Annotated in this window: 13 protein-coding genes and 2 pseudogenes; 8 read left to right on the top strand and 7 right to left on the bottom strand. The window is 68.3% G+C overall.

Translation table 11 applies throughout. From position 1 onward, the window contains the following. Positions 1-199: 199 nt before the first annotated feature. Complete coding sequence (locus tag BLU27_RS16155; protein WP_157728574.1) at positions 200-2140, top strand: ABC transporter substrate-binding protein; 1941 nt, start codon at positions 200-202, stop codon at positions 2138-2140. A 65-nt stretch (positions 2141-2205) separates the two neighbouring features. On the opposite strand, the gene BLU27_RS30490 is transcribed toward BLU27_RS16155, so the two are convergent. Beyond that, entirely contained in the window at positions 2206-3003 is a 798-nt protein-coding gene (locus BLU27_RS30490) for a hypothetical protein (RefSeq protein WP_092654521.1), read from the bottom strand. Between the two features lie 350 nt (positions 3004-3353). On the opposite strand from BLU27_RS30490, the gene BLU27_RS16145 reads away from it, so the two are divergent. Both BLU27_RS16145 and BLU27_RS16140 read left to right on the top strand, forming a co-directional pair. Beyond that, complete coding sequence (locus BLU27_RS16145; protein WP_092654520.1) at positions 3354-6194, top strand: hypothetical protein; 2841 nt, start codon at positions 3354-3356, stop codon at positions 6192-6194. A gap of 182 nt (positions 6195-6376) precedes the next feature. After that, positions 6377-6754, top strand: coding sequence for a DUF488 domain-containing protein (locus tag BLU27_RS16140; RefSeq protein WP_241827458.1), 378 nt, complete (start codon positions 6377-6379; stop codon positions 6752-6754). Between the two features lie 57 nt (positions 6755-6811). Here the strand turns inward: BLU27_RS16140 and BLU27_RS16135 are convergent, their stop codons facing one another. From BLU27_RS16135 to BLU27_RS30475, 5 genes and pseudogenes are all read right to left on the bottom strand, one after another. Beyond that, a complete protein-coding gene (locus BLU27_RS16135; RefSeq protein ID WP_092654518.1) occupies positions 6812-8974 on the bottom strand; it encodes an ABC transporter substrate-binding protein in 2163 nt (720 codons plus the stop codon). Between the two features lie 311 nt (positions 8975-9285). Then, on the bottom strand, positions 9286-9711 hold the full coding sequence (locus BLU27_RS30485; RefSeq protein WP_241828077.1) for a hypothetical protein: 426 nt from the start codon (positions 9709-9711) through the stop codon (positions 9286-9288). 181 nt (positions 9712-9892) lie between these two features. Next, positions 9893-10132 (bottom strand): annotated as a pseudogene (locus BLU27_RS30900) (ABC transporter substrate-binding protein); the annotation flags it as partial. A gap of 136 nt (positions 10133-10268) precedes the next feature. Further along, positions 10269-10490, bottom strand: a pseudogene (locus BLU27_RS30895) (ABC transporter substrate-binding protein); the annotation flags it as partial. A 31-nt stretch (positions 10491-10521) separates the two neighbouring features. Continuing rightward, on the bottom strand, positions 10522-10674 hold the full coding sequence (locus BLU27_RS30475; protein ID WP_241827457.1) for a hypothetical protein: 153 nt from the start codon (positions 10672-10674) through the stop codon (positions 10522-10524). Positions 10675-11128: 454 nt separating this feature from the next. On the opposite strand from BLU27_RS30475, the gene BLU27_RS16125 reads away from it, so the two are divergent. Then, the gene (locus BLU27_RS16125; protein ID WP_092654517.1) at positions 11129-12070 is read left to right on the top strand and encodes an ATP-binding cassette domain-containing protein; all 942 of its coding nucleotides are present in this window, start codon (positions 11129-11131) and stop codon (positions 12068-12070) included. After that, entirely contained in the window at positions 12067-12810 is a 744-nt protein-coding gene (locus BLU27_RS16120) for an ABC transporter permease (RefSeq protein ID WP_092654516.1), read from the top strand. The genes BLU27_RS16125 and BLU27_RS16120 overlap by 4 nt, the downstream gene beginning before the upstream one ends. Here BLU27_RS16120 and BLU27_RS16115 read toward each other — a convergent pair. After that, a complete protein-coding gene (locus BLU27_RS16115; RefSeq protein ID WP_092654515.1) occupies positions 12794-15934 on the bottom strand; it encodes an ATP-binding protein in 3141 nt (1046 codons plus the stop codon). The two genes, BLU27_RS16120 and BLU27_RS16115, sit on opposite strands and share 17 nt — an antisense overlap. Before the next feature lie 224 nt (positions 15935-16158). Between BLU27_RS16115 and BLU27_RS16110 the strand changes: the two genes are divergently transcribed. From BLU27_RS16110 to BLU27_RS16100, 3 genes are all read left to right on the top strand, one after another. Further along, positions 16159-17385, top strand: a complete 1227-nt coding sequence (locus BLU27_RS16110) for a cytochrome P450 (protein WP_092654514.1) — start codon at positions 16159-16161, stop codon at positions 17383-17385. A gap of 123 nt (positions 17386-17508) precedes the next feature. Next, a complete protein-coding gene (locus BLU27_RS16105; protein WP_092654513.1) occupies positions 17509-18873 on the top strand; it encodes an MFS transporter in 1365 nt (454 codons plus the stop codon). Positions 18874-18968: 95 nt separating this feature from the next. Beyond that, on the top strand, positions 18969-20612 hold the full coding sequence (locus BLU27_RS16100; protein WP_197681455.1) for an alkaline phosphatase family protein: 1644 nt from the start codon (positions 18969-18971) through the stop codon (positions 20610-20612). Positions 20613-20618 lie beyond the last annotated feature (6 nt).

The following is a 20618-nucleotide window of genomic DNA, read 5'->3' as shown; positions in this document are numbered from 1 at the left end:
TCCGAAGATGGTCGCACCAAGCCGTGTACGGACCCACAGGACCGCTCTAGCCTCCCTGCAAAGAGAGGCGGTTGCCATGCCCCGAGATCGGTCGAACGATGCCGTCGAACAGACCCCGGAGCACGAGCCTGAGCCTGAGCCTGAGAGGCTGGTCCGGCGTAACCCGTCACGGCGACATTTGCTGCGTACCGGCGGTGTTGTGGTCACCGCCGCGTTCGCGTCCGGCTGCGACATGTTGTCCACCAAACCGCAGGCGAAACAGGGCGGCGGCGCCGGCGGGCAGAGCGTTTCCGCCGGCGCCAAGGAGGCGCCGGAGCTGACCAGACGCGTCAGGGCCGCCCAGCTTCCGCCGCTGAAACAACGCCTGCCCACCGATCCTCTGGTGGTCACGCCACAGGAGCGACTCGGCACATACGGAGGCCAGTGGGACCTGTTCGGCGACAGTCCCCCTGCGGCCGGCGGCGCGGAGGTCTACTACGAGTGGCTGGTCCGGTGGAGTGCGGACTGGAAGAAGGTGATCCCCAACGTCGTTCGGTCGTGGGAGATCGGCGGCGGCGGTCTGCGGTACACCTTCCACCTGCGCCGGGGCATGAAGTGGTCGGACGGAAAACCCTTCACCACCGAGGACATCGCCTTCGCCTACGACGACGTGGTGCTCAACAACGAGCTGTTCTCCGCACCGCCGTCCTTCTTCGTCACCGCCGACCGGCCCGCACGACTGGAAGTGGTGGACGAGCACACGTTCCGCTTCGTCTTCACCAAGCCGAACGGCTTGTTCCTCGAGCAGTTGGCGTCCAACGGTGCGCACGTGCTGACCATCTGCCCCAAGCACTACTTCAGCCAGTTCCACCCCAAGTACAACAAGAACATCGATGAGCTGCTGAAGAAGGAGAAGACCGACCACTGGTATCAGCTCTTCGCCCAGAAGGGCGGGTCACAGGGGTGGATCGGCAACATCTGGCAGCCGGAGGTTCCGCTGCTGACGGCGTGGCACACCACCAGCGTCACCCAGCAGGGCACGCGGATGGTCCTCGAACGCAACCCGTACTACTGGAAGACCGACCCCGAGGGCCGTCAGCTTCCCTACCTCGACCGCATCGTTCGGCACGTGATCAGCGACCAGGAAGCCGCACTGCTGCGGGCGATGGACGGAGAGTTCGAGTTCCTCTGCCCGACGTTCTACAACCCGAACCTCGGTACGCCGAAGAACAAGCCGGTGCTGGCACAGAACCGGGACCGCGGCGGGTACGAGTTCGTCGAGGGACTCGACTCGACGATGAACAAGACGGTCATCGCGTTCAACCTCAACCACCCGGACCGAAAGCTCCGGGAGGTCTTCCTGAACCGCGACTTCCGGATCGGCCTGTCCCACGCGATCAACCGGAAGGAGATCATCGCGGCGGTCTACCAGCGCCAGGGCGAACCCTGGCAGGCGGCTCCGCGCAAGGAGTCGGAGTTCTACCTCGAGCGGCTCGCCACGCAGTACACGACGTACGACCCGAAGCTCGCCGACCAGCACCTGGACCGCGCCGGCTACACCCGCCGCGACCCCCAGGGCTTCAGGCTGCGACCGGACGGGAAACGGCTGACGTTCAACGTCGACGTGATCACCGAGGAGCCGACCCAGATCGACGCACTCCAACTTGTCCGCGGTTACTGGGAACGCGTCGGGGTGAAGATGAACCTCTACTCGATCGACCGTTCGCTGTACTACACCCGCAAGGAGGCGAACAAACACGACGCCAGCGTGTGGACCGGCGACGGCGGCCTCCGCGACGGGATCGTCGATCCGCGGTGGTACTTCCCGGCCAACAACGAGTCGAACTTCGCGCTCCTGTGGGCGACCTGGTACACCAGCCGCGGAAAGAGCGGCGAGAAGCCGCCCGAGGCCGCACGTCGCCAGATGAGCCTGTACGACCAGATCGGGGAGACCGTCGACGAGACCCGCAGGCGTCAGCTGTTCATGGAGATCCTGCGGATCGCGGCGGAGGAGTTCTGGGTGCTGGGGACCGTCCTCCCGGTCGGGACGTTCGGCATCAAGCGCAAGAACTTCCACAACGTGCCGAAGTCGATGATCGCGTCCTGGCGCTACCCCACCCCGGGCCCGACCGCACCGGAGCAGTACTTCGTCACGTCCTGAGTCGCGTCGAGACAGGTGCCACGGGAAGCGCGGTCGTTCGAGCTGCCCGAACGTGTGGGTGGACGCTAACGCCCCTCGGACTCGCGGCGCCGCCTTCGGGAACGGATCTCGTCTCGGTCCCTCCTGTCCCGCGCCCTCTCACCCCGGCGGTCCGGCTCCGTCCGGCCTGCCTGGTGGGCGCTCCTCCTCCGGTGCTCGGTACGTCGCTCCCCCTCGTCGCCGTCTCCGCCGTGGCGGTCTCCCCCGTCGCGGTCGGACTCGTCGCGATCAGATTCGTCGCGGTCGGGCTCGTCGCGATCGGACTCGTCGCGATCGGACTCGTCGCGGTCGGGCTCGTCGCGGTCGGGCTCGTCGTAGTCAACGTCATAGTCGGTCTCCACCGATGGAGCCTTCTCCGCCGCGGGCTCGCCCGACGCGGCGTCCTCCGTCCCTGAGGACGAGCCTCGGCCCAGAGCGCGCACGCCCTCGCCCGCGCCGCGACCGAGTTCCTCGACACCTCGGCCGACGGGTGCCGTCAGGCTGGTGACGATCTCGGGGTTGTTGTCGATCGTCCGGAGCACCCGGTCCACGACTTCGGCCACCTTGTCCAGCTTGACCTTGAGCATGGCCTGCGCGTGCACGTTGTCGATCTCCAGGTCGACCTTTCCCAGCGACGCGTGGGCGCCCACGTGCAGGTCGACGACCTGCAGGACCCGCGCGTGAAGGTCGACGTCCGCCTGGAGATCCTCGACCGTGAGGGTGATCTTGTCCACGCCGAGGTCGGGGACGCTCAGCAGGACGTCGGGGTCCTGGTTCGAGCCCAGCCAGTCCTGTGCGTTCGCGTCCTCGATGCCACTTCGTCGGCCGGAGTCGCTGTCGTTCATCCAGTCCCCCCAGTCACTCGAACACGAGGCGGCCGCCCGGGCACACGGGAAGCGGCTCGGTGCACCGCCGCTCCGGCAGGCTCAGAGGCCGTTACGCGCAGGCTAGGTGCGGCCGCGGACGACGTACCTCACCCGTCGGGCCCCGGTCCGGAGGGAAAGGGCCCCGGAGCGCCATGACAGAAGCGCTCGTTGCGTGTAGAAACTAAACGAACATTTGGGGCCAGCCCCAGCGCACCCACCCTTCTTGCTCTCGAGGAGCAGACGTGTCCGGAGTACCTCTCCGTCGGCCTCGTCGCCCACTTGCTCTGACCTGCGCAGCGATCGCTGCGGTCTCAGCAACCGTGGTCGCAGTGAGCACGACCGCCACCCCCCAAGGCACAGGCGAGACCACGCACCGAACAGCGCTACCCCACGTAGCGAAGGAGTACCTGCACGAGATCCAGGGCGTCGACGAGGCCGACGGCGCCGGTGGCGAGACGAAGGAGATCACCAGCGCCCTCGCCCAGTTCGACGACGCACGCAACGCTCCGGGCTTCGCGCTCCAGGGCGGCTACACCGCGGCAGTCGACCACATCCACGGCATGACGTCGACGGGTGGAGCCTGGGACGAGGTCAGCGACGTCCCCTACAACTCCGACGACCAGCGCTACCGCGACTACTACGCCAACACGACTGCAGGCAGCGGCTTCGTGACCGGCCGGGTCCAGGCGCTCGCGGCCGGGGGCGACTACCTGTTCGCGGCCGGTGCCGGCGGCGGTGTCTACCGCAAGAACGTCGCCCAGAACGGCCCGTGGACGCCAATCTCCGACGTCAGCGGCGGAGTGCCCGCGCTGTCGAGCGGTGCGCTCGCCTACGTCGCCGCCCGGGACGAGCTGTGGTACGCCACCGGCGACGGGTCGACCGGCGCCACCACCTACACCGGTGACGGCGTCTGGGTCGCCGAGCACGCGAGCACCACGCCCGTCTGGACCCACCTGGCCGACGGAGACGCCGCGCCCGGCCAGACCGGCACGCGTAAGAACCTCTTCGACGGCGCCGTCATCCAGCAGATCCGGTTCAACAAGGCCGGCACCTGGGCGTACGCCCCGTCGAGCTTCGGGCTGTGGCGCCACTCGACCACGGACCTGAACGCCAACTGGCAGCCGGTGTTCGTGCCCAACCCGAGCGCGCTGCCCGGCGAGACTCCCACCGGCACCCACAGCACCGACAACTACGTCACCGACGTCGCCATCGAGCCCGCGAACGACAACCACCTGGTCGCCGCCTTCGGCTGGGTCGCCGGCGGCAGCGACAACGGTTGGTACGACGGGCGCTACGACGCGGGCACGCAGTCGTGGACGTTCGCGAGGTCGAACGTGACCGGCTCGATCAATCCGAAGGACATCGGACGGACCACCTTCGCCTGGGGCCGGAAGAAGCTGTACGCGCTCGTGCACAACCCCGACCACGCCAGCCAGGGCATCAGCTACTCCGAACTCGGCGGCATCTACGTCTCGAACAGCGGCTCGGTGGCCGGACCGTGGTCCAAGATCGCCGACTCGCACAAGCTGGCACAGGCCGGCTCCGCGCTGGACCCGACCGTCAAGCACGCCGGTGCGGTGAACCCGGGCTACCAGCCCGGCGTCCAGGCCTGGTACAACCAGTTCCTCGCCGTCGACCCGGCGAACGACGACCACGTGTTCGCGGGGCTCGAGGAGGTCTACGAGACGAAGAACTCCGGAGCGAGCTGGACCACCCCCGGCCCGTACTGGAACTTCTTCTTCTCCTGCTGGGGCAGCGACCCGAACGCCGACCAGCTGGGCTGCCCGAGCACAACGCACTCCGACCAGCACGCCGCCGCGATCGCCAACGGCCGGCTCTACGTCGGCAACGACGGCGGGCTCTACACCCGGCCGGTCAGCGGCCGGACCAACAGCGGTGGCCACGCAACCGACTGGCAGAGCCTCAGCGCTCCGCAGAGCGGAACGCCGGACTTTCTGCAGTACTACGCCGTCGGCATCGGCAAGGTCGACCCGGACAAGGCGGCGGCCATCATGGGCACGAGGGCGTACGACCACAACGGCGTCGTGGTCAGCGGTGGTCTCCAGGACAACGGTGGCTCCATCCTGTTCACCGGTGCCTCGTCCGAGAAGACGATGGGCTCCAACTTCGGCGGCGACGGCGGCGACGTCCTCGTCGACCCGAACGACGGCTGCCGGATCGTCCAGGAGTACGTCGACCTGGCGATGCGGGTGACCAATGTGTGCGCCGCTGCGACCGGGACCGACTCGTTCACCGACCTCGGCAAGGCGCACACGCGCAGCATCAAGCCGCCGGAGACGACGGCCCGGTTCACCGCGCCGTTCGCCGCCGACCACCAGGACATCGACAACTGGCTGGCCGGCGGGCAGCACGTCTGGCTGAACACCAAGGGCTTCAACATCGCCTCCGGCAAGGACTGGAACCAGCTCGTCGATCTGGGCACGAACGCAGCCGGCACCGCCGCGCGCACCGCGACGGCGGTCGCCTCCGACCGGGGTGACGCCATCGTGCCGTTCTGCGGCTCGTGCAACGCCGGCAGCGCGTTCGAAAGCGGCTACGCGTTCGGGCAGGCCAACGCCGCGGCGCTCAAGGACGGCTCCGCCACCCACGGCTGGAAGATCGTGACCACCGGCGATGCCAAGGTGGTCGACGCGGGCGGCAAGGTCGTCGGTACGCTGCCGAACCGGATGATCTCCGGGACGGACGTCTACCACGACGCCACCGGGCAGGTTCACTACCTGCTGGCGTTCAACGGGTTCTCGCGGCACTGGGTCGAGGGGCCGGGTGCGGGCGTCGGGCACCTGTTCGAGTCCACCGACGGCGTGACGTGGCACGACTGGTCCAACGGCAGCGATGCCTCGACCAGCCTTCCTGACGTACCGGCCAACACGGTGAAGTACGTCGACGGCGGCAGGGTCGCTCTCGGCACGGACTTCGGCGTCTTCCTCCGCGACGCGGCCGGCAACTGGGCCAGGCTCGGAACCGGCCTGCCGGCGACCGTCGTTAACGACCTGGAGCCGGGGCCGAAGGGCGACGACCACCTGTACGCCGCCACCTACGGTCGGGGCATCTGGAAGCTGGCCATGCCGACCGTGCACTACGCCGGCGGCGACGCCTCGCAGGACGAGTGGTGGAACGCGCACAAGCCCACGGCGGCCACCAACCCGTAAGGACTACAGCCCGGCCGGGCACCTGGCCCGGCCGGGCCGGGCAACGGCGTCGGCCGGTGACCACTGTCGCGGTCACCGGCCGACGCCGTTTCCGTCTCAGCCCAACGCGAGCGATCCTGAATGCAGGGACACACCTGGCCGACCAGCCAGGCATGCACAGGTTTGCGCAGGAGGTGAGGATCGTGACGACCAGAGTCCGGCTTCGGAGGGTCTACGACCCACCCTCATCGGAGGACGGTACGCGGGTTCTCGTCGACCGGGTCTGGCCGAGAGGCCTCACCAAGGAGGCGGCCGCACTTGACTCGTGGGAGAAGGAGATCGCGCCGTCCACACAGCTGCGCAAGTGGTACAGCCACCAACCGGAGAAGTTCGAAGAGTTCCGGCGCCGCTACTCCGCCGAACTGTCCGAGCCCGAACGCGACGCCGTCCTCGACCGGCTCCGCAAGCTCGCACGCCGAAGCTCGGTGACCCTCCTGACGGCGACGAAGGACGTCGAGCACAGCCAGGCCGCGGTGCTCGCTCAGCGCCTGCAGGGGACGAAGGACGGCCGTGGCCGGTGACCCCGGAACACTGGTCCGAGGGCACCGGCCACCGACGCGGTAGGTCGACCGAGCGGCCTATCCCTTGTGCTGGTCGGGATTCGACCAGAACACCGTCTCGGGGTCGTAGACCGCCGGTGTCGGGTGGATCCACGGAGCGGTGAAGCCGCCCTGGGCGAGGTTCTCCTTCCGGGGGACGTTCTTCAGTTCCTGGTGCGCGAGCATGACCGAGGGCGCGTTCGACACCGAACCCTGGAAGAACGGGCCTTCCTCGATGTGGATTTTCGTCATCTCCCACACCAGTCGGTGCCGGCCCATCTCGTCGACCTCGGTCTTGCTCTTGTCGTACAGCTTCCACAGTCGCGCGACCGGGCCGCCCGGCTCCGGCTCCATCCGGGGTGGTGTCCGCTTGTAGGGGTCGACGTTCTTCTGCTTGTGCTCGTCCGGGGTGCCACGTACGTTGTAGAACTGCCCCTCCAGCGGAGCCCACCTGCTCGGCTCCAACGGGACGAGCCACTGCGGGTAGACCAGGCAGTTCGGACCGTCGCCGACACCCCAGCCCGAGTTGGACATGAGCTTGCCGGTGTTCCACTCGGTGCCGTACGCCTCCGGCGAGATGGGGAACTGACGAGCGTCGAGTCCGATCGCCTTCCAGTCGCGCACCAGCAGGTCGTTCAGCTTCTTGTAGTCGTTGCCGACGTTGGAGGCGTACTGCAGCCGGATGATCAGCTTGCTGCCGTCGGGCGCCTCCCGCTTGCCGTCGCCATTCTTGTCCACCACCCCGAGCTCGTCGAGGATCTTCTTCGCCCTCTCGGGGTCGTGGTTCACGTAGCTGTCACGCCACTGCTTGTAGACCTGCTTGCCCTGGTCGTCGACGTGGTACTCGATGGCCTTGGTGCTCATCGTTCCGGTGGTCTTCTCACCGGTGTTGAAGTAGATCGTCTTCTGGGCGTCGTCGCGGTTGAACGCCAACGACAGTGCCTGCCGGAACTTCGGCTCCCGGATCAGCTTGCGGAGGTTCTCCTCGTAGTAGTCGTAGTTGAAGAAGAACGCGGCCCCGGTGCCGTCGCCGGCGTCCCAGAGGATGGGTACGGTCTTGCTCGACTTCTGCGCCGCCTTCAGTCCCGACACGTCGCTCAGCGAAACGCCCATGAAGCCGCCGACCAGGAAGTCGATCTTGCCCTGCTGGATCTGGAGTTTGGCGACTTCCTGGTTCTGTACGGCGGCGGCCGTGAGCGTGTCGACGTAGGGAAGCTGGTTGCCCTGCCGGTCGACGCACCAGTAGTAGGGGTTGCGTTCCCAGGTGCTCTGGCGGCCTTCCTTGTACGACTTCAGCCGCCAGCCGGTCATGGTCGGGCTGTCCGGGTTGATCTGCCAGTTCCGCTTCTTCTCGAACTCACCGTCGGCGCTGGCCCAGTCCTTGGGGACCGACTTGTTGTAACGCGGGTGGAACTGCTTCATGTAGTGCTTCGGTTCCATCCAGCCGGGTCCGATGCCCCGGTTGACCCACATGGCGAGCCGGTCGGCGGTCAGCGGTGCGGGCGCGTCGAACTTCATCACGAGCGTGTAGTCGTCCGGTGCGGTCATCTTCATGACCGTGCCCTTGCCCGACTTGGCCTCGTCGGGTGGAACCTCGGAGTGCTGTTCGTTGAGGACCATGTCCTCCCACCAGAACATCACGTCCGCGGTGGTCCACGGCTGGCCGTCGGACCACTTCAGCCCCTTGCGGAAGTGCAGGGTCCACTCCGACGCGTCGGCGTTGGACGACCAGCTCTCGACCAGTCCCGGCCCGATGTCCAGGCCGTCGTTGAGCCAACGCAGCGGGGAGTGGCCGTACATGTACTCCTTGAGCTGACCGTCGTCGGTGGCAGGGATCATGATCCGCACGTTGCCGCCGTAGGTGCCGGGCTCCAGCCAGTTGTGCGGAACGACGTACGGCTTCTCCGGGAGCCGCTTCTCCACCGGTGGCAGCTTCCCCGCCTTCACCTGCGCGGCGAGCGTGGGAGCTTCCTTGAAGGACGACGGGGGCGCGAGCGGCTTGCGTGCCGAACCCTTCCGGTTCGCGCTTCCGGACTTCGCCGCGGTCTTCTTACTGCCTTCCTGCCCGCCGGAGCTGGAGTTACAGCCGGCGAGGGAAAGGGCCGCGGCCGCGACCGCGGACCCGTACAGGAGACTCCGACGCGTCAGCCCTTTCTGCTGGTTCTCGCCTGCGGGGTTGTTGGTCGTTGTTCGACGGACCATACGTTTCACCACCGAATCCCAACGCTGCGGCTACGAGCGGTGAGGCCGCCGTACTGGCCGAGCTCACCGGGGGTGACGAGAAGAATAGGTACGCCACCTTGGTTTGCCGTGGGTTTTCCGATTTCGGCCAGCTAACAACGGCATAACGCCGACCGGCTGTGTGCAATGGGTTTCGGACAGTGTTTCGTGACTCCGGGCACGATCCTGATCACGCGCTGGAGCCCATGCCAGGAGTCGTGTCGCCGACAGATCACGGTGCGCACGCAACCTCTCGTTGGCACCGGACCGGGACAGAAGAACGACCGAGAGAATCAGCCCTTGTGCTTCTCCGGAGCGGACCAGAACATCACCTCGGGGTCGTAGACCGCCGGTGTGGGGTGGATCCAGGGAGCGGTGAAGCCGCCCTGGGCAAGGTTGTTCCGGCGGGGGACGTTCTTCAGTTCCTGGTGTACGAGCACGATCTCGGGTGAGTTCGAGACCGAGCCCTGGAAGAACGGCCCCTCCTTGATGTGGATCTTCGTGATCTCCCACACGAGGCGGTGCCGAGCGAGTTCGTCGGCCTCGGTCTTGCTCTGGTCGTGCAGCTTCCAGAGCCGCTCGACCGGTCCACCCGGCTCGGGGGCCATCCGGGGCGGCGTCCGCTTGAAGGGATCGACGTCTTCTTCCTTGCCTTCTTCCGGAGTGCCCCGCACGTTGTAGTACTGCCCTTCCAGCGGCGCCCACCGGCTCGGCTCCAACGGGACGAGCCACTGGGGTAGACCAGGCAGTTCGGGCCGTCACCGACGCCCCAGCCGGAGTTGGACATGAAGGCGTGTGAGAGAGCCTGACGGAACCGAGTACCACGCCCATGAACGAGCCGATGAGATAGTCGAGCTTGCCCTGCTGGATATGCAGTTTGGCGACCTCAGGGTTCTGCACTGCTCCGACCGTGAGGGTGTCGATGTAGGGAAGCTGGTTGCCCTTCCGGTCGACACACCAGTAGTAGGGGTTGCGTTCCCAGGTGAGCTGACGGCCTTCCTTGTACGACTTCAGCCGCCAGCCTGTCATGGTCGGGTTGACGGGGTTCAACTGCCAGTTGCGCTTCTTCTCGAACTCGCCGTCGGCGCTGGCCCAGTCCTTGGGGACGGACTTGTTGTAACGCGGGTGGAACTGCTTCATGTAGTGCTTCGGTTCCATCCAGCCGGGTCCGCTCCCCCGTTTGACCCACATGGCGAGCCGGTCGGCGGTCAGCGGTGCGGGGCGCCGCGTCGAACTTCATCACGATCGTGAAGTCGTGGGGCGCGCTCATCTGCATGAGCGTGCCCTTGCCGGACTTCGCCTCGTCCGGGGGCACCTCGGGGTGGTCCTCGTTGAGGACCATGTCCTCCCACCAGAACATGACGTCCGCGGTGGTCCACGGCCGGCCGTCGGACCACTTCAGTCCCTTGCGGAAGTGCAGCGTCCACTCCGACGCGTCCTCGTTGGACTCCCAGCTCTCGACCAGGCCGGGCCGATGTCGAGGCCGTCGTTGAGCCACCGCAATGGTGAGTGGCCGTACATGTACTGCTTCATCTGGGCGTTGTCAGTGCCGGCAGCATCATCCTCAGGGTGCCGCCGTAGTTGCCCGGCTCGAGCCGGTTGTGCGGCACGACGTAGGGGCTTTCCGGAAGGCGTTTCTCCACCGGTGGCAGCGTGCCCTGCCTCACCTGTGCGGCGAGCACAGGAGCCTCCTTGAACGACGCAGGGGGCGCGAGCGGCTTGCGGTCTGATCCTTTGCGGTTCGGGCTTCCGGAAGGTGTCGTCCCCTTCTTCGGCCCCTCCGGCTCACCCGATCCGGAACTGCAGGCGCCGACGGAGAAGACCGCCGCCGCGACTCCAGACCGGTGCAGGAGCGCACGGCGGGTCAGCCCTTCCCGTTGGCTCTCGACTGCACTGTCGTGGGTCGCCGGTCGACGCACCATGCGTATCACCACCCGATCTCCTCGCAACCAACCGAAATCGGTGAACCCTGCGTACCGACTGGGTCTCATCCGGTGACGAGAAGAATAAAAAATGATTTCTGCTGGTTTTTGACAACTGTCGTTTCCAGTTCCGGCCACCCTGCTGGCCAGCCTCGGACGGGCCGTGTCAGGGCGAGGTCAGGTCTGTGTCAGGGCGACCGGCGAGAGTCGCCGCATGACAACTTCAGCGATCGCGGTCTGTGGACTGCGGAAGGCCTACAAGGACAAGGTCGTGCTCGACGGCATCGACCTCGACGTACCCACGGGAACGATCTTCTCCCTGCTCGGCCCGAACGGTGCCGGAAAGACGACGATGGTGAACATCCTGACGACGTTGATCAACGCCGACAGCGGCACGGTCCGCGTCGCCGGACACGACGTCGCGACCGACGCCAGGGCGGTACGCGCGGCGATCGGGGTCACCGGTCAGTTCGCGGCTGTGGACGAGCTGCTGACCGGCCAGGAGAACCTCCAGCTGATGGTGGACCTCGCCCCGGTCCCCGCCAAGCGGAGTAGGCGGATCGTCACCGATCTGCTGGAGCGCTTCGATCTCGCGGAGGCTGCACGAAAACCCGTCTCGACGTACTCCGGAGGCATGCGCCGCAAGCTCGACCTGGCGATGACGCTCGTCGGCAACCCGCGGATCATCTTCCTGGACGAGCCGACGACGGGCCTTGATCCGCGCAGCCGGCGCACCATGTGGTCGATCGTCCGGGAGCTGGTCGCCGACGGCGTGACGATCTTCCTGACCACGCAGTATCTCGACGAGGCCGACCAGCTCGCCGACCGGATCGCGGTGCTCGACCAGGGCCGCCTGGTCGCCCAGGGCACTGCCGGCGAGCTCAAGCGCCGGCTGCCCGGTGCCTGCGTCCGGCTCCGGTTCGCCACCGCTGCGGAACTCGACGCGGCAGCGCTGGTCCTCTCCGACTCCATACGGGACGAGGATGCGCTGGCGCTTCGGGTTCCCGGCGACGGCGGAACGAGGGCGCTGCGGGCCTTACTGGACAGGCTCGACGAGTACTCGCTCAGTGCCGAGGAGTTCTCCGTCCACACTCCCGATCTCGACGACGTTTTCCTCGCCCTGACGGGCCACGCCACGGAGGTAGCAGCGAAATGAAGTCCCACTCGATGGTGATGTTGCGCCGCAACTTCAAGCACGTCGCCCGGAACCCGATGACGGTGTTCAACGCGGTCCTGATGCCGGTCGTGGTGATGCTGATGTTCGTCTACATGCTCGGCGACGCGTTCAGCGTCGGGGTCGATTACGTCGACTACGCGACGCCGGGTCTGATGCTGCTGGCCGTCTGCTACGGACTGGGCTCGGTGGCGACGGCTGTCAACGCCGACCTGACGAGGGGCATCATCAACCGGTTCAAGGTCATGGACGTGTCCCGCGGCGCGGTGCTGACCGGTCACGTCGTCGCCAGCGTGCTCACCAACCTGGTCGCCGTCGGCGCTCTCGTGGGAGTGGCCTTCGCGCTGGGGTTCAGGCCGTCTGCGGGTCTTCTCGACTGGCTCGGCGCGGTGGGCATCGTCGTTCTGCTCGGCCTCGCGGTCGGCTGGCTCACGGTCGCTCTGGGACTGGCGGCGAAGTCCCCGGAGACGGCCGGCCTCGCCTCGGTGCCGCTGGTGATGCTCCCGTTCTTCAGCAGCGCGATCGTGCCGGCTGCGAAGATGGGGCCGGGTGTACGGCAGTTCGCGGAGTACCAACCGTTCACGCCGATCATCGAAACCCTGCGGGGGCTGCTCAACGGCGCACCTTCGCCCGGTGATGCGGTGATCGCCGTCGCCTGGTGCGCCGGCATCGCGATCGTCGGGTACGTCTGGGCGCGTTCGACGTTCAGGAAGCGAGCGTGACCGCGGCGAGCTCCTGCCAGCTCGCCCCGGCACCCTCCCGCGTCGCCTCGGTGAACCGCGCGTCACCGAGGCGACGCCGGGCAGCCTCCTCGATCCGGGCCACGTCGGGTTGGGAACGATCCGGCCGGCCGCGCAGGCTCGTGCTCGCCGCGAGCAGTCGGGCCGCCTGGTCGTACTGATCCCGGCGCAGCGCCAGCTCCGCGATCCCGACCAGAGCCCGGGCGATCTGGGGTGCGTTGCCCGCCTCGGCTGCCGCGTCGAGGGCCGCCGCGCGGTGCTCGCGTGCGTCGTCGAGATCGTCGGCGAGGTAGCCGAGCAGGTCGTGTCGCATCGCGCGCATGCCTGCCCGCTCGGCGGCGTTGCCCAGCACGGCCGTGGCGATGTCGAGTTGCCGGCGGGCCTGCTCGGCGTCGCCGCTCCAGCGGGCGAGCTCCGCCCTGGCCAGGGCCAGCTCGGTCAGCGCGTTCGCCCAGCCGACCTGGTCGGCGTACCGCTGCGCCTCCGCCATGGCCGCAGCCGCCGACTCCTCGTCGCCCGACAGCCAGTACAGCTGGGCCTGCCGGGACCGCATGCGTACGACGTCCTCGACCGCACCGACCTCGGTGACGACCGCGATCGCGTGCTCGTAGTGTTCGCACGCACTGGTGAAGTCGCCGCGCATGGCGATCAGGTCGGCCAGTTCGGTCAGCGCGAACGAGATGCCCCAGCGTTCCCCGAGCGCCCGGAACTCCGAGAGCGCCTTCTGCAGGTGGGCGTCGGCTTCCGGCCCTTTCCGGCCGAGCTGGATCCGCATCTTGCCGAGTTGCAACCGGGCGAGGGCGCGTGCCCACGGGTCCTCGTCGGCCAGCAGCGGCTCCCACGCCGACAGGGCTGCGTCCGGATCCTGCAGCATGCGTTCCAGCGCACCGACGAGCCCCACCGCCGGGTGCCGGCGCTCGACGCGCCCGCCCAGCTCGTACACCCTGTGGATCCACTCCACCGCCTGGTGCTGATCACTTTCCCGCCCCGACGTCAGGAAGGCGGTGACGTACGCGTACGCGGTGGCCCGAACCTCGTCGGTCACCTCGCCGGGCAGGGCGGTGGCGGCCATGATCAGCTCGTGGCCCTCCGCCTTGTGCCCGGCGAGCCACCAGTACCACCCGGCGCCCGCGGCGAGCCGCATCGCCGCCTGGGCGTCGCCGGCCGCGAGCGCACCGCGCATCGCGGCGGCGATGTTGTCGTGCTCGGCCTCCAACGTGGCGAGCCACCTCAGCTGCTCGGCGCGGCGAAGATGCGGCTCCGCGGTTTCGGCGAGTTGGGTGAAGTACGCCAGGTGCGCGCGACGGGCCGGCTCCGTCTCCCCCGCCTCGGCGAGCCGCTGCCCGGCGTACTCCCTGATGGTGCCGAGCATCCGGTAGCGCAGCGCCGAGTCGCCTTCGGTGACCAGCAGCGACTTCTCCGTCAGCGCGGTCAGCAACTCCAGCACCTGGTCCTCCTCGACGGTGCCGCCCGCGCAGACTCCCTCGGCCGCTTCCAGGCTCGCTCCGCCGGAGAACACCGAGAGCCTGCGCAGGAGCACGCGTTCGGCGTCGGTGAGCAGCTCCCAGCTCCAGTCGATCACCGCACGCAGCGTGCGGTGCCGGGGCAGCGCGGTCCGGCTGCCGCCGGTCAACAGGCGGAACCGGTCGTCGAGCCGGTTGGCGAGCTGGTCGAGCGACATGGTGCGCAACCTGGCCGCGGCGAGTTCGATCGCGAGAGGCATCCCGTCCAGTGCCCGGCACACGCGCGCCAACGTCGCCGGCGTGTGCCCGTCTGCCGAGTCGGTCGCGAGCTCCTTGCGCACGGCGCCGGCCCGGTCCCGCAGCAGCCGGACGGCCGGGGCGGACTCGATCTCGCCCGGGTCGGCGTCCTCGGCGGGCAGCAGCAACGGCGCCACCGGCCACAGTGCCTCACCGGTGATGCCGAGTGGTTCCCTGCTCGTCGCGAGGATCCGCAACCGCCGGCACTCTCCGAGCACCCGGTGGGCGAACGTCGCGGCGGACTCGATCACGTGCTCGCAGTTGTCCAGGACCAGCAGCATCGCCCGGTCGCGGATCGCGGCGACGACGCGATCCGCAGGGTCCGCATCCGGTGCGTCACCGAGCAGCGCGTCCCGCAGCCCGATCGCGTCAAGCGTCGCTTGCGCCACGTCGCCGCCGGTGCCGACCACGGCGAGTTCGACCAGCCAGGCGCCGTCCGGCAGGTCACCGACCAGCGTGCGTGCGGTTTCGGTTGCCAACCTCGTCTTGCCCGAGCCGCCTGGCCCGATCAGCGTCGTGAGCCGGTGCTCGGCGAGCAGCTCACGGACCGCGCTGACATCGGCGTCCTTGCCCACGTAGCTGGTCAGCTCCGCACGCACGTTGGTCTTGACAGGCTGCTCCCGGCCTCCCACCTCGCCCCTCAGCAACGCGACGTGCAACGCGGACAGCTCCGCCGAGGGGTCGGCGCCGAGTTCGTCGGCCAGGACCTCCCTCGTCCGCTCGAACACGCGCAGCGCCTCTGCGTCCCGGCCGGTGGCGACGAGCGCACGCATCAACGCGGAGACGAGACGTTCGCGCACCGGGTGGGCGGCCACCAGATCGGTGAGCTCGGTGACCAGCTCCGCGCCGTGGCCGAGGGCGATCTCCGCGTCGAACCGGTCCTCCAGGGCTGCCAGGCGCAGCCCTTCCAGCCGCGTCACCGCCGCGTCGAACGCCGCGCTGTCAGGCAACCCGACGTCCTGCATGGCCGCTCCGCGCCAGAGAGCGAGCGCCTCGCGCAGCCGCCGGAGGTCCTCGTCGCCTCGGGCGCGGGCGAGAAGGCGTTCGAACCGTACGGCGTCGACGGCGTCGGGCTCCACCCTCAGGCGATAGCCGTCCGGCTGCCCCTCGACCACCCCTGCCGGCAGCGCCTTCCGCAGCCGGGACGCCAACCGCTGCAGGGCGTTCGCCGCGTCGGCAGGCGGGTGCTCGCCCCAGATCCAGTCGACCAGCGCGGCCTTCGGGACCGCGCGGCCCGGGTCGAGCGCGAGGGCGACCAGCAGCGCGCGCAACCGGGCGCCGGGCACGTCGGCCAGGGCGCCGTCGTCCGTATGAACCTCGAACGGTCCCAGTATCCCGACCTGCACCCGGCTGATTTTGCCATGGTCGACCGGCCGGCCTCCGTGGTCTTCGGTGTGCCGCCGGTGCGGCGGCGGGGACGGGAGGGCCGGTGTCAGAACCGTGTCAGGCCCGTGTCAGGTCCGCCGGAGATCGTGGCCACCACAAGGCCACGAGGCCACGAGCCCACGAGGCCACGAGAAGACCCCACGAGAGGGCGCCGCTGGACGGCGCCACGGAAGGGACATCCCCGATGAGCCAGACGGTTTCCATTCCCCACGGCCTGCCCATGGAGCGGGACGCGGGCCCGTTCGACCCGCCGCGCGAGATCACCCGGCTGCGCGAGGTGAGGCCCGTCAGTCCGATGATCTTCCCCGACGGTCACCAGGGCTGGCTGGTCACCGGCTACGAGGCGGTCCGCCGGCTGATGGCCGACACGCGGTTCAGCTCCCGCCAGGACCTCGGCGTCGTGCACGTACCGTACGAGACGCCCGGTATGCCCGCCGCCACCGAACCCTCACCGCAGGTACCGGGCCTGTTCATCGCCATGGACCCGCCCGACCACAGCCGGCTTCGGCGCAAGCTCGTCGGGGCCTTCACCGTCCGGCGCATGAAGCTGCTGGAGGAACAGATCATCGACATCGTCGAGCGGCAACTGGACGAGCTGGCTCGCCTCACGCCGCCGGTCGATCTGGTCAGGGAGTTCGCCCTACCGGTGCCCTCGCTGGTGATCTGCGAGCTGCTCGGCGTCCCCTACGAGGACCGCGCCAACTTCCAGGTCAACTCGGCGAAGTTCCTGGTCAGGGACCAGACGCTTGCGGAGAAGATGGCGGCGTACGGCGCGATGACCGGCTATCTCGCCGAACTCGTCACCGGCAAACGCGCCGAGCCCGGCGAGGACATCCTCTCCGACCTGGCCCGCGACGACGACCTCTCCATCGAGGAGCTCGTCGGCATTGCCTTCCTGCTGCTGCTGGCAGGCCACGAGACCACCGCCAACATGCTGGCCCTGGGCACGTTCGCCCTGTTGGAGCACCCCGAGCAGCTGGCCGAGCTGCGTGCCGACCCCGACCTGTTGCCCGGTGCCGTCGAGGAACTCATGCGGTATCTGTCCGTGGCGGACATCTTCTACCGCTACGCCACCGAGGACGTCGAGCTGTGTGGTGAGACGATCGGCAAGGGATCCACCGTCGTCGTCTCGTTGCTCGCCGCCAACCACGACCCGCTGCGTTTCGGCGACCCGGACAGCCTGGACCTTCGGCGCAACGCCCGCGGCCACCTGTCGTTCGGCCACGGCGTCCACCAGTGTCTCGGCCAGCAACTTGCCCGCATCGAGCTTCGCGCCGGCATCGCCGGGCTGCTCCGCCGCTTCCCCACTCTCGCGCTCGCCATCCCCGCCGGCGAGGTGAGACTGCGGACCGACATGAACATCTACGGCGTGCACGAACTCCCGGTCACCTGGACCGACACGGCTCCGTAGGGCCGTCGGCCGTGGGTTTCGCGTCGGCCGAGCCGGGGTGCAGTTGATCAAGTGCCGGGCCAAGGGAGTACACAGGGGTGTCACGCCAGGCAGCCCACCGGACCCCGCGCCAAGGAGACTCCCATGGAACCGACGCCGCGCACCGACGAGCAGCAGGCCGGAAGGCGGACCGGCGGCGTCCCGCCCAAGCAGCGACGCATGGTCGCGGGCGGAGCCATCGGCACACTGATGGAGTACTACGACTACTACCTCTACGGACTCGCCTCCGCGACCGTCTTCCCCACGGTGTTCTTCCCCAACTCCAACAGCACCGTGGGGACGCTGGAATCGTTCGCGACGTTCGCTTTCGGCTTCCTTCTGCGCCCGATCGGCGGGCTGCTGTTCGGCCACGTGGGTGACCGGATGGGACGCAAGAAGGCGCTGATGATCACGGTCGTCGGGATGGGCATCGTGACGGCCGCCATCGGCCTCATCCCGTCCGCGGACTCCATCGGAGTCGCGGCGCCGATCCTGCTGCTGTTCTTCCGGATGCTGCAGGGCCTGTTCGTGGGCGGTGAGATGGGTGGTGCCGCCTCGCTCGTGGTCGAGCACGCGCCGGTGGGCCGGCGCGGCCTGTTCGGCGCACTGCTGATCAGCGGCGCGGGGGTCGCGAACGTCGCCTCGGCCGGCTTCATGGCCGCGCTCGGCATCGGCTCCGAAGAGTTCTTCATGACCTGGGGATGGCGCATCCCGTTCGTCTTCGCGCTGGTGCTCGCCGTCGTCGCCGTCGTACTCCGGTCCAAGCTGGAGGAGTCCGAGGAGTTCAAGGAGCACGCGACCCTGCAGGCGAAGGAGGGGAACCGGACGAAGCGTGGGCTCCCGCTCAAGGAGGTGTGCCGACACCCGAAGAACGCCGTACTCGGCATTCTCATCGGCCTGCCGCAGAGCATCGCCGGCTACGTCATCCTCACGTTCGGCCTCGCCTACATCGTGTCCAAGGGCACCCAGGCCCAGGTCGGCTTCATCGGCACGATGATCGTCGGCGCTCTGCAGATCGTCGTCGCACCGCTGTGGGGAAGCCTGTCGGACAGGGTCGGCCGCCGTCCGACCTACATCGGCGCGTGCATCGGCTTCGCGCTGCTGATCTATCCGACCTTCGCGCTCTACCAGACCGACGTGGCGGTGCTCATCTGGCTGGGCATGGTGGTCGGCTTCGTCATTCCCGGTGTGGCGATGCAGGGGACGTTGCAGACGATGCTGGCCGAGATGTTCGACGTGGAGGCCCGCACCACGGGTGTCAACATCGGCTACCAGATCTCCAACACGCTCGGCGGAGGCTTCGCACCACTGATCGCCACGGCCCTCACCGCCGCGTTCGACAGCGTGTGGCCGGTCGTCGTGTACGCGGCCGCGATCGCCGTCGTCGGCATCGTCGCCACGGCGTACGCGTCGTTCCGCCCGGACGTGGAGAACGCGCCCCGGCTCGCCGAACTCCAGGGACACCGCTGAACAGCGGTGCCCGAGAAAGAGGGTCCTCGACAGGTGCGGGATTCGCTGTCACCCTGACGGCCTGATCAAGGTCCCCGGCTGGTTGGGGAGGAATCATGCGCACTCGGATGCGGGCGCTGTCGGTCGGGTCGTGCCTCTCGCTCCTCGGACTTCTCGCCCTCACGTCAGCCACGTCACCGCCGACGCGGGCGATGGCAGCCGACGTCGCGAACGGCGGGCCACCCAAGGTGGTAGGCAACTACCACCACCTGGTCGTGATCTACGAGGAGAACCACAGCTTCGACAACCTGTACGGCACGTGGGGCGAGGTCAACGGGCAGACCGTCGAGGGCCTTTCCGCCGCGGACCCGGCGCACACCGTCCAGGTCGCGCAGGACGGAACACCGTTCGGCTGCCTGCCGCAACGGGACGTGAACCTGAAATCCCCTCCACTGTCGACCACGTGCACCGACACCGCGCACGGCGTCAGTGCCAGTCACTTCACGAACGCGCCGTTCACCATCGACGACTACATCGCCGCGACCGACCGGACGTGTCCCGCACCGGGTGCGCCCAACCCGGAAGGGATTCTCAAGGACAGCCCGGGCGCCCAGCCCGGAGGCTGCACCCGCGACCTGAACCACCGCTTCTACGAGGAGAAGTACCAGATCGACGGTGGCAGGCAGGACCGCTACGTCACCGGAAGCGATGCCATCGGACTGGCCATGGGCGTGTACGACACGACGCAATTGCCGATCTACCGCTACCTCCACGCCCCCGGTGCGCCGAAGTACATCGTCGCCGACCACTTCTTCCAGGCGGCGAACGGCGGTTCGTTCCTCAACCACCAGTACCTCGTCGCCGCGCGGGCACCGATCGACAGCAGCGGTGGAGCACTGGGCGCGCGGCACTCGGTGATCGACAGCAACGGAATGCCCGCGTCGTTCCCGCAGTACACCGCGACCCGTCGCGGGGTCGTGAACGGACAGCTCACAGTCGTGTGTGCCGACGGCTCGAAGGCGGACTTCGACAAGGCCTGCGGTGACTACGCGGTCAACACGGTTCAGCCGGCCAGTCCCCCGGCGAGCAACGGTGTGAAGATCGCACTCGTCGACGACGCGGCCTACCCGAACATCGGTGACCGGCTCAGCGACGCGGGCGTGACCTGGAACTGGTACGCCGGCGGCTGGGACGAGGCTGCCGCAGGCAACCCCGGGCCGCTCTTCCAGTACCACCACCAGCCGCTCAACTACTTCGCCAACTACGCGCCGGGACAACCGGGCCGCGCACACCTGCGGGACGAGAAGGAGTTCGTCGCCGCGGCGAAGGAAGGCACGCTGCCCAGCGTCAGCTTCGTCAAGCCGTACGGCGCGGAGAACGAACACCCCGGATACGCCAGTGAGCCTGACGGAAGCGACCATCTGGTCGACCTGTTGGAGGCCGTCGTGAACGGGCCGCAGGCCGGCGACACCTTGGTGGTCGTCACCTACGACGAGTTCGGCGGCCAGTGGGATCACGTGTCCCCACCCGGCAGGGGCAGCCCCACCCCCGGTGTCTACGACGCGTTCGGTCCAGGTACGCGTATCCCCGCTCTGCTGATCAGCCGCTCGCTCCCGCGCTCCGGTGTCGATCACACCGTCTACGACACGACGTCCATCCTGGCCACCATCGAACGCGGCCTCGGACTGCAGCCGCTCTCCTCGCGGGACGCTCAGGTGGCCGACCTCACCAGCGCGCTGCGGTCCGTGCGCAAACCCTGACCGGAG

It is taken from the genome of Actinopolymorpha singaporensis (assembly GCF_900104745.1).
Taxonomy (GTDB): Bacteria; Actinomycetota; Actinomycetes; order Propionibacteriales; family Actinopolymorphaceae; genus Actinopolymorpha; species Actinopolymorpha singaporensis.
This window is presented reverse-complemented; position numbering and strand designations above follow the sequence as displayed.

Excerpts from the sequence above, each read along its gene's own strand:
- BLU27_RS30490 (WP_092654521.1), bottom strand. The coding sequence starts at position 3,003 with ATGAACGACAGCGACTCCGGCCGACGAAGTGGCATCGAGGACGCGAAC.
- BLU27_RS16135 (WP_092654518.1), bottom strand. The coding sequence starts at position 8,974 with ATGGTCCGTCGAACAACGACCAACAACCCCGCAGGCGAGAACCAGCAG.
- BLU27_RS16125 (WP_092654517.1), top strand. The coding sequence starts at position 11,129 with ATGACAACTTCAGCGATCGCGGTCTGTGGACTGCGGAAGGCCTACAAG.
- BLU27_RS16120 (WP_092654516.1), top strand. The coding sequence starts at position 12,067 with ATGAAGTCCCACTCGATGGTGATGTTGCGCCGCAACTTCAAGCACGTC.
- BLU27_RS16110 (WP_092654514.1), top strand. The coding sequence starts at position 16,159 with ATGAGCCAGACGGTTTCCATTCCCCACGGCCTGCCCATGGAGCGGGAC.
- BLU27_RS16105 (WP_092654513.1), top strand. The coding sequence starts at position 17,509 with ATGGAACCGACGCCGCGCACCGACGAGCAGCAGGCCGGAAGGCGGACC.
- BLU27_RS16100 (WP_197681455.1), top strand. The coding sequence starts at position 18,969 with ATGCGCACTCGGATGCGGGCGCTGTCGGTCGGGTCGTGCCTCTCGCTC.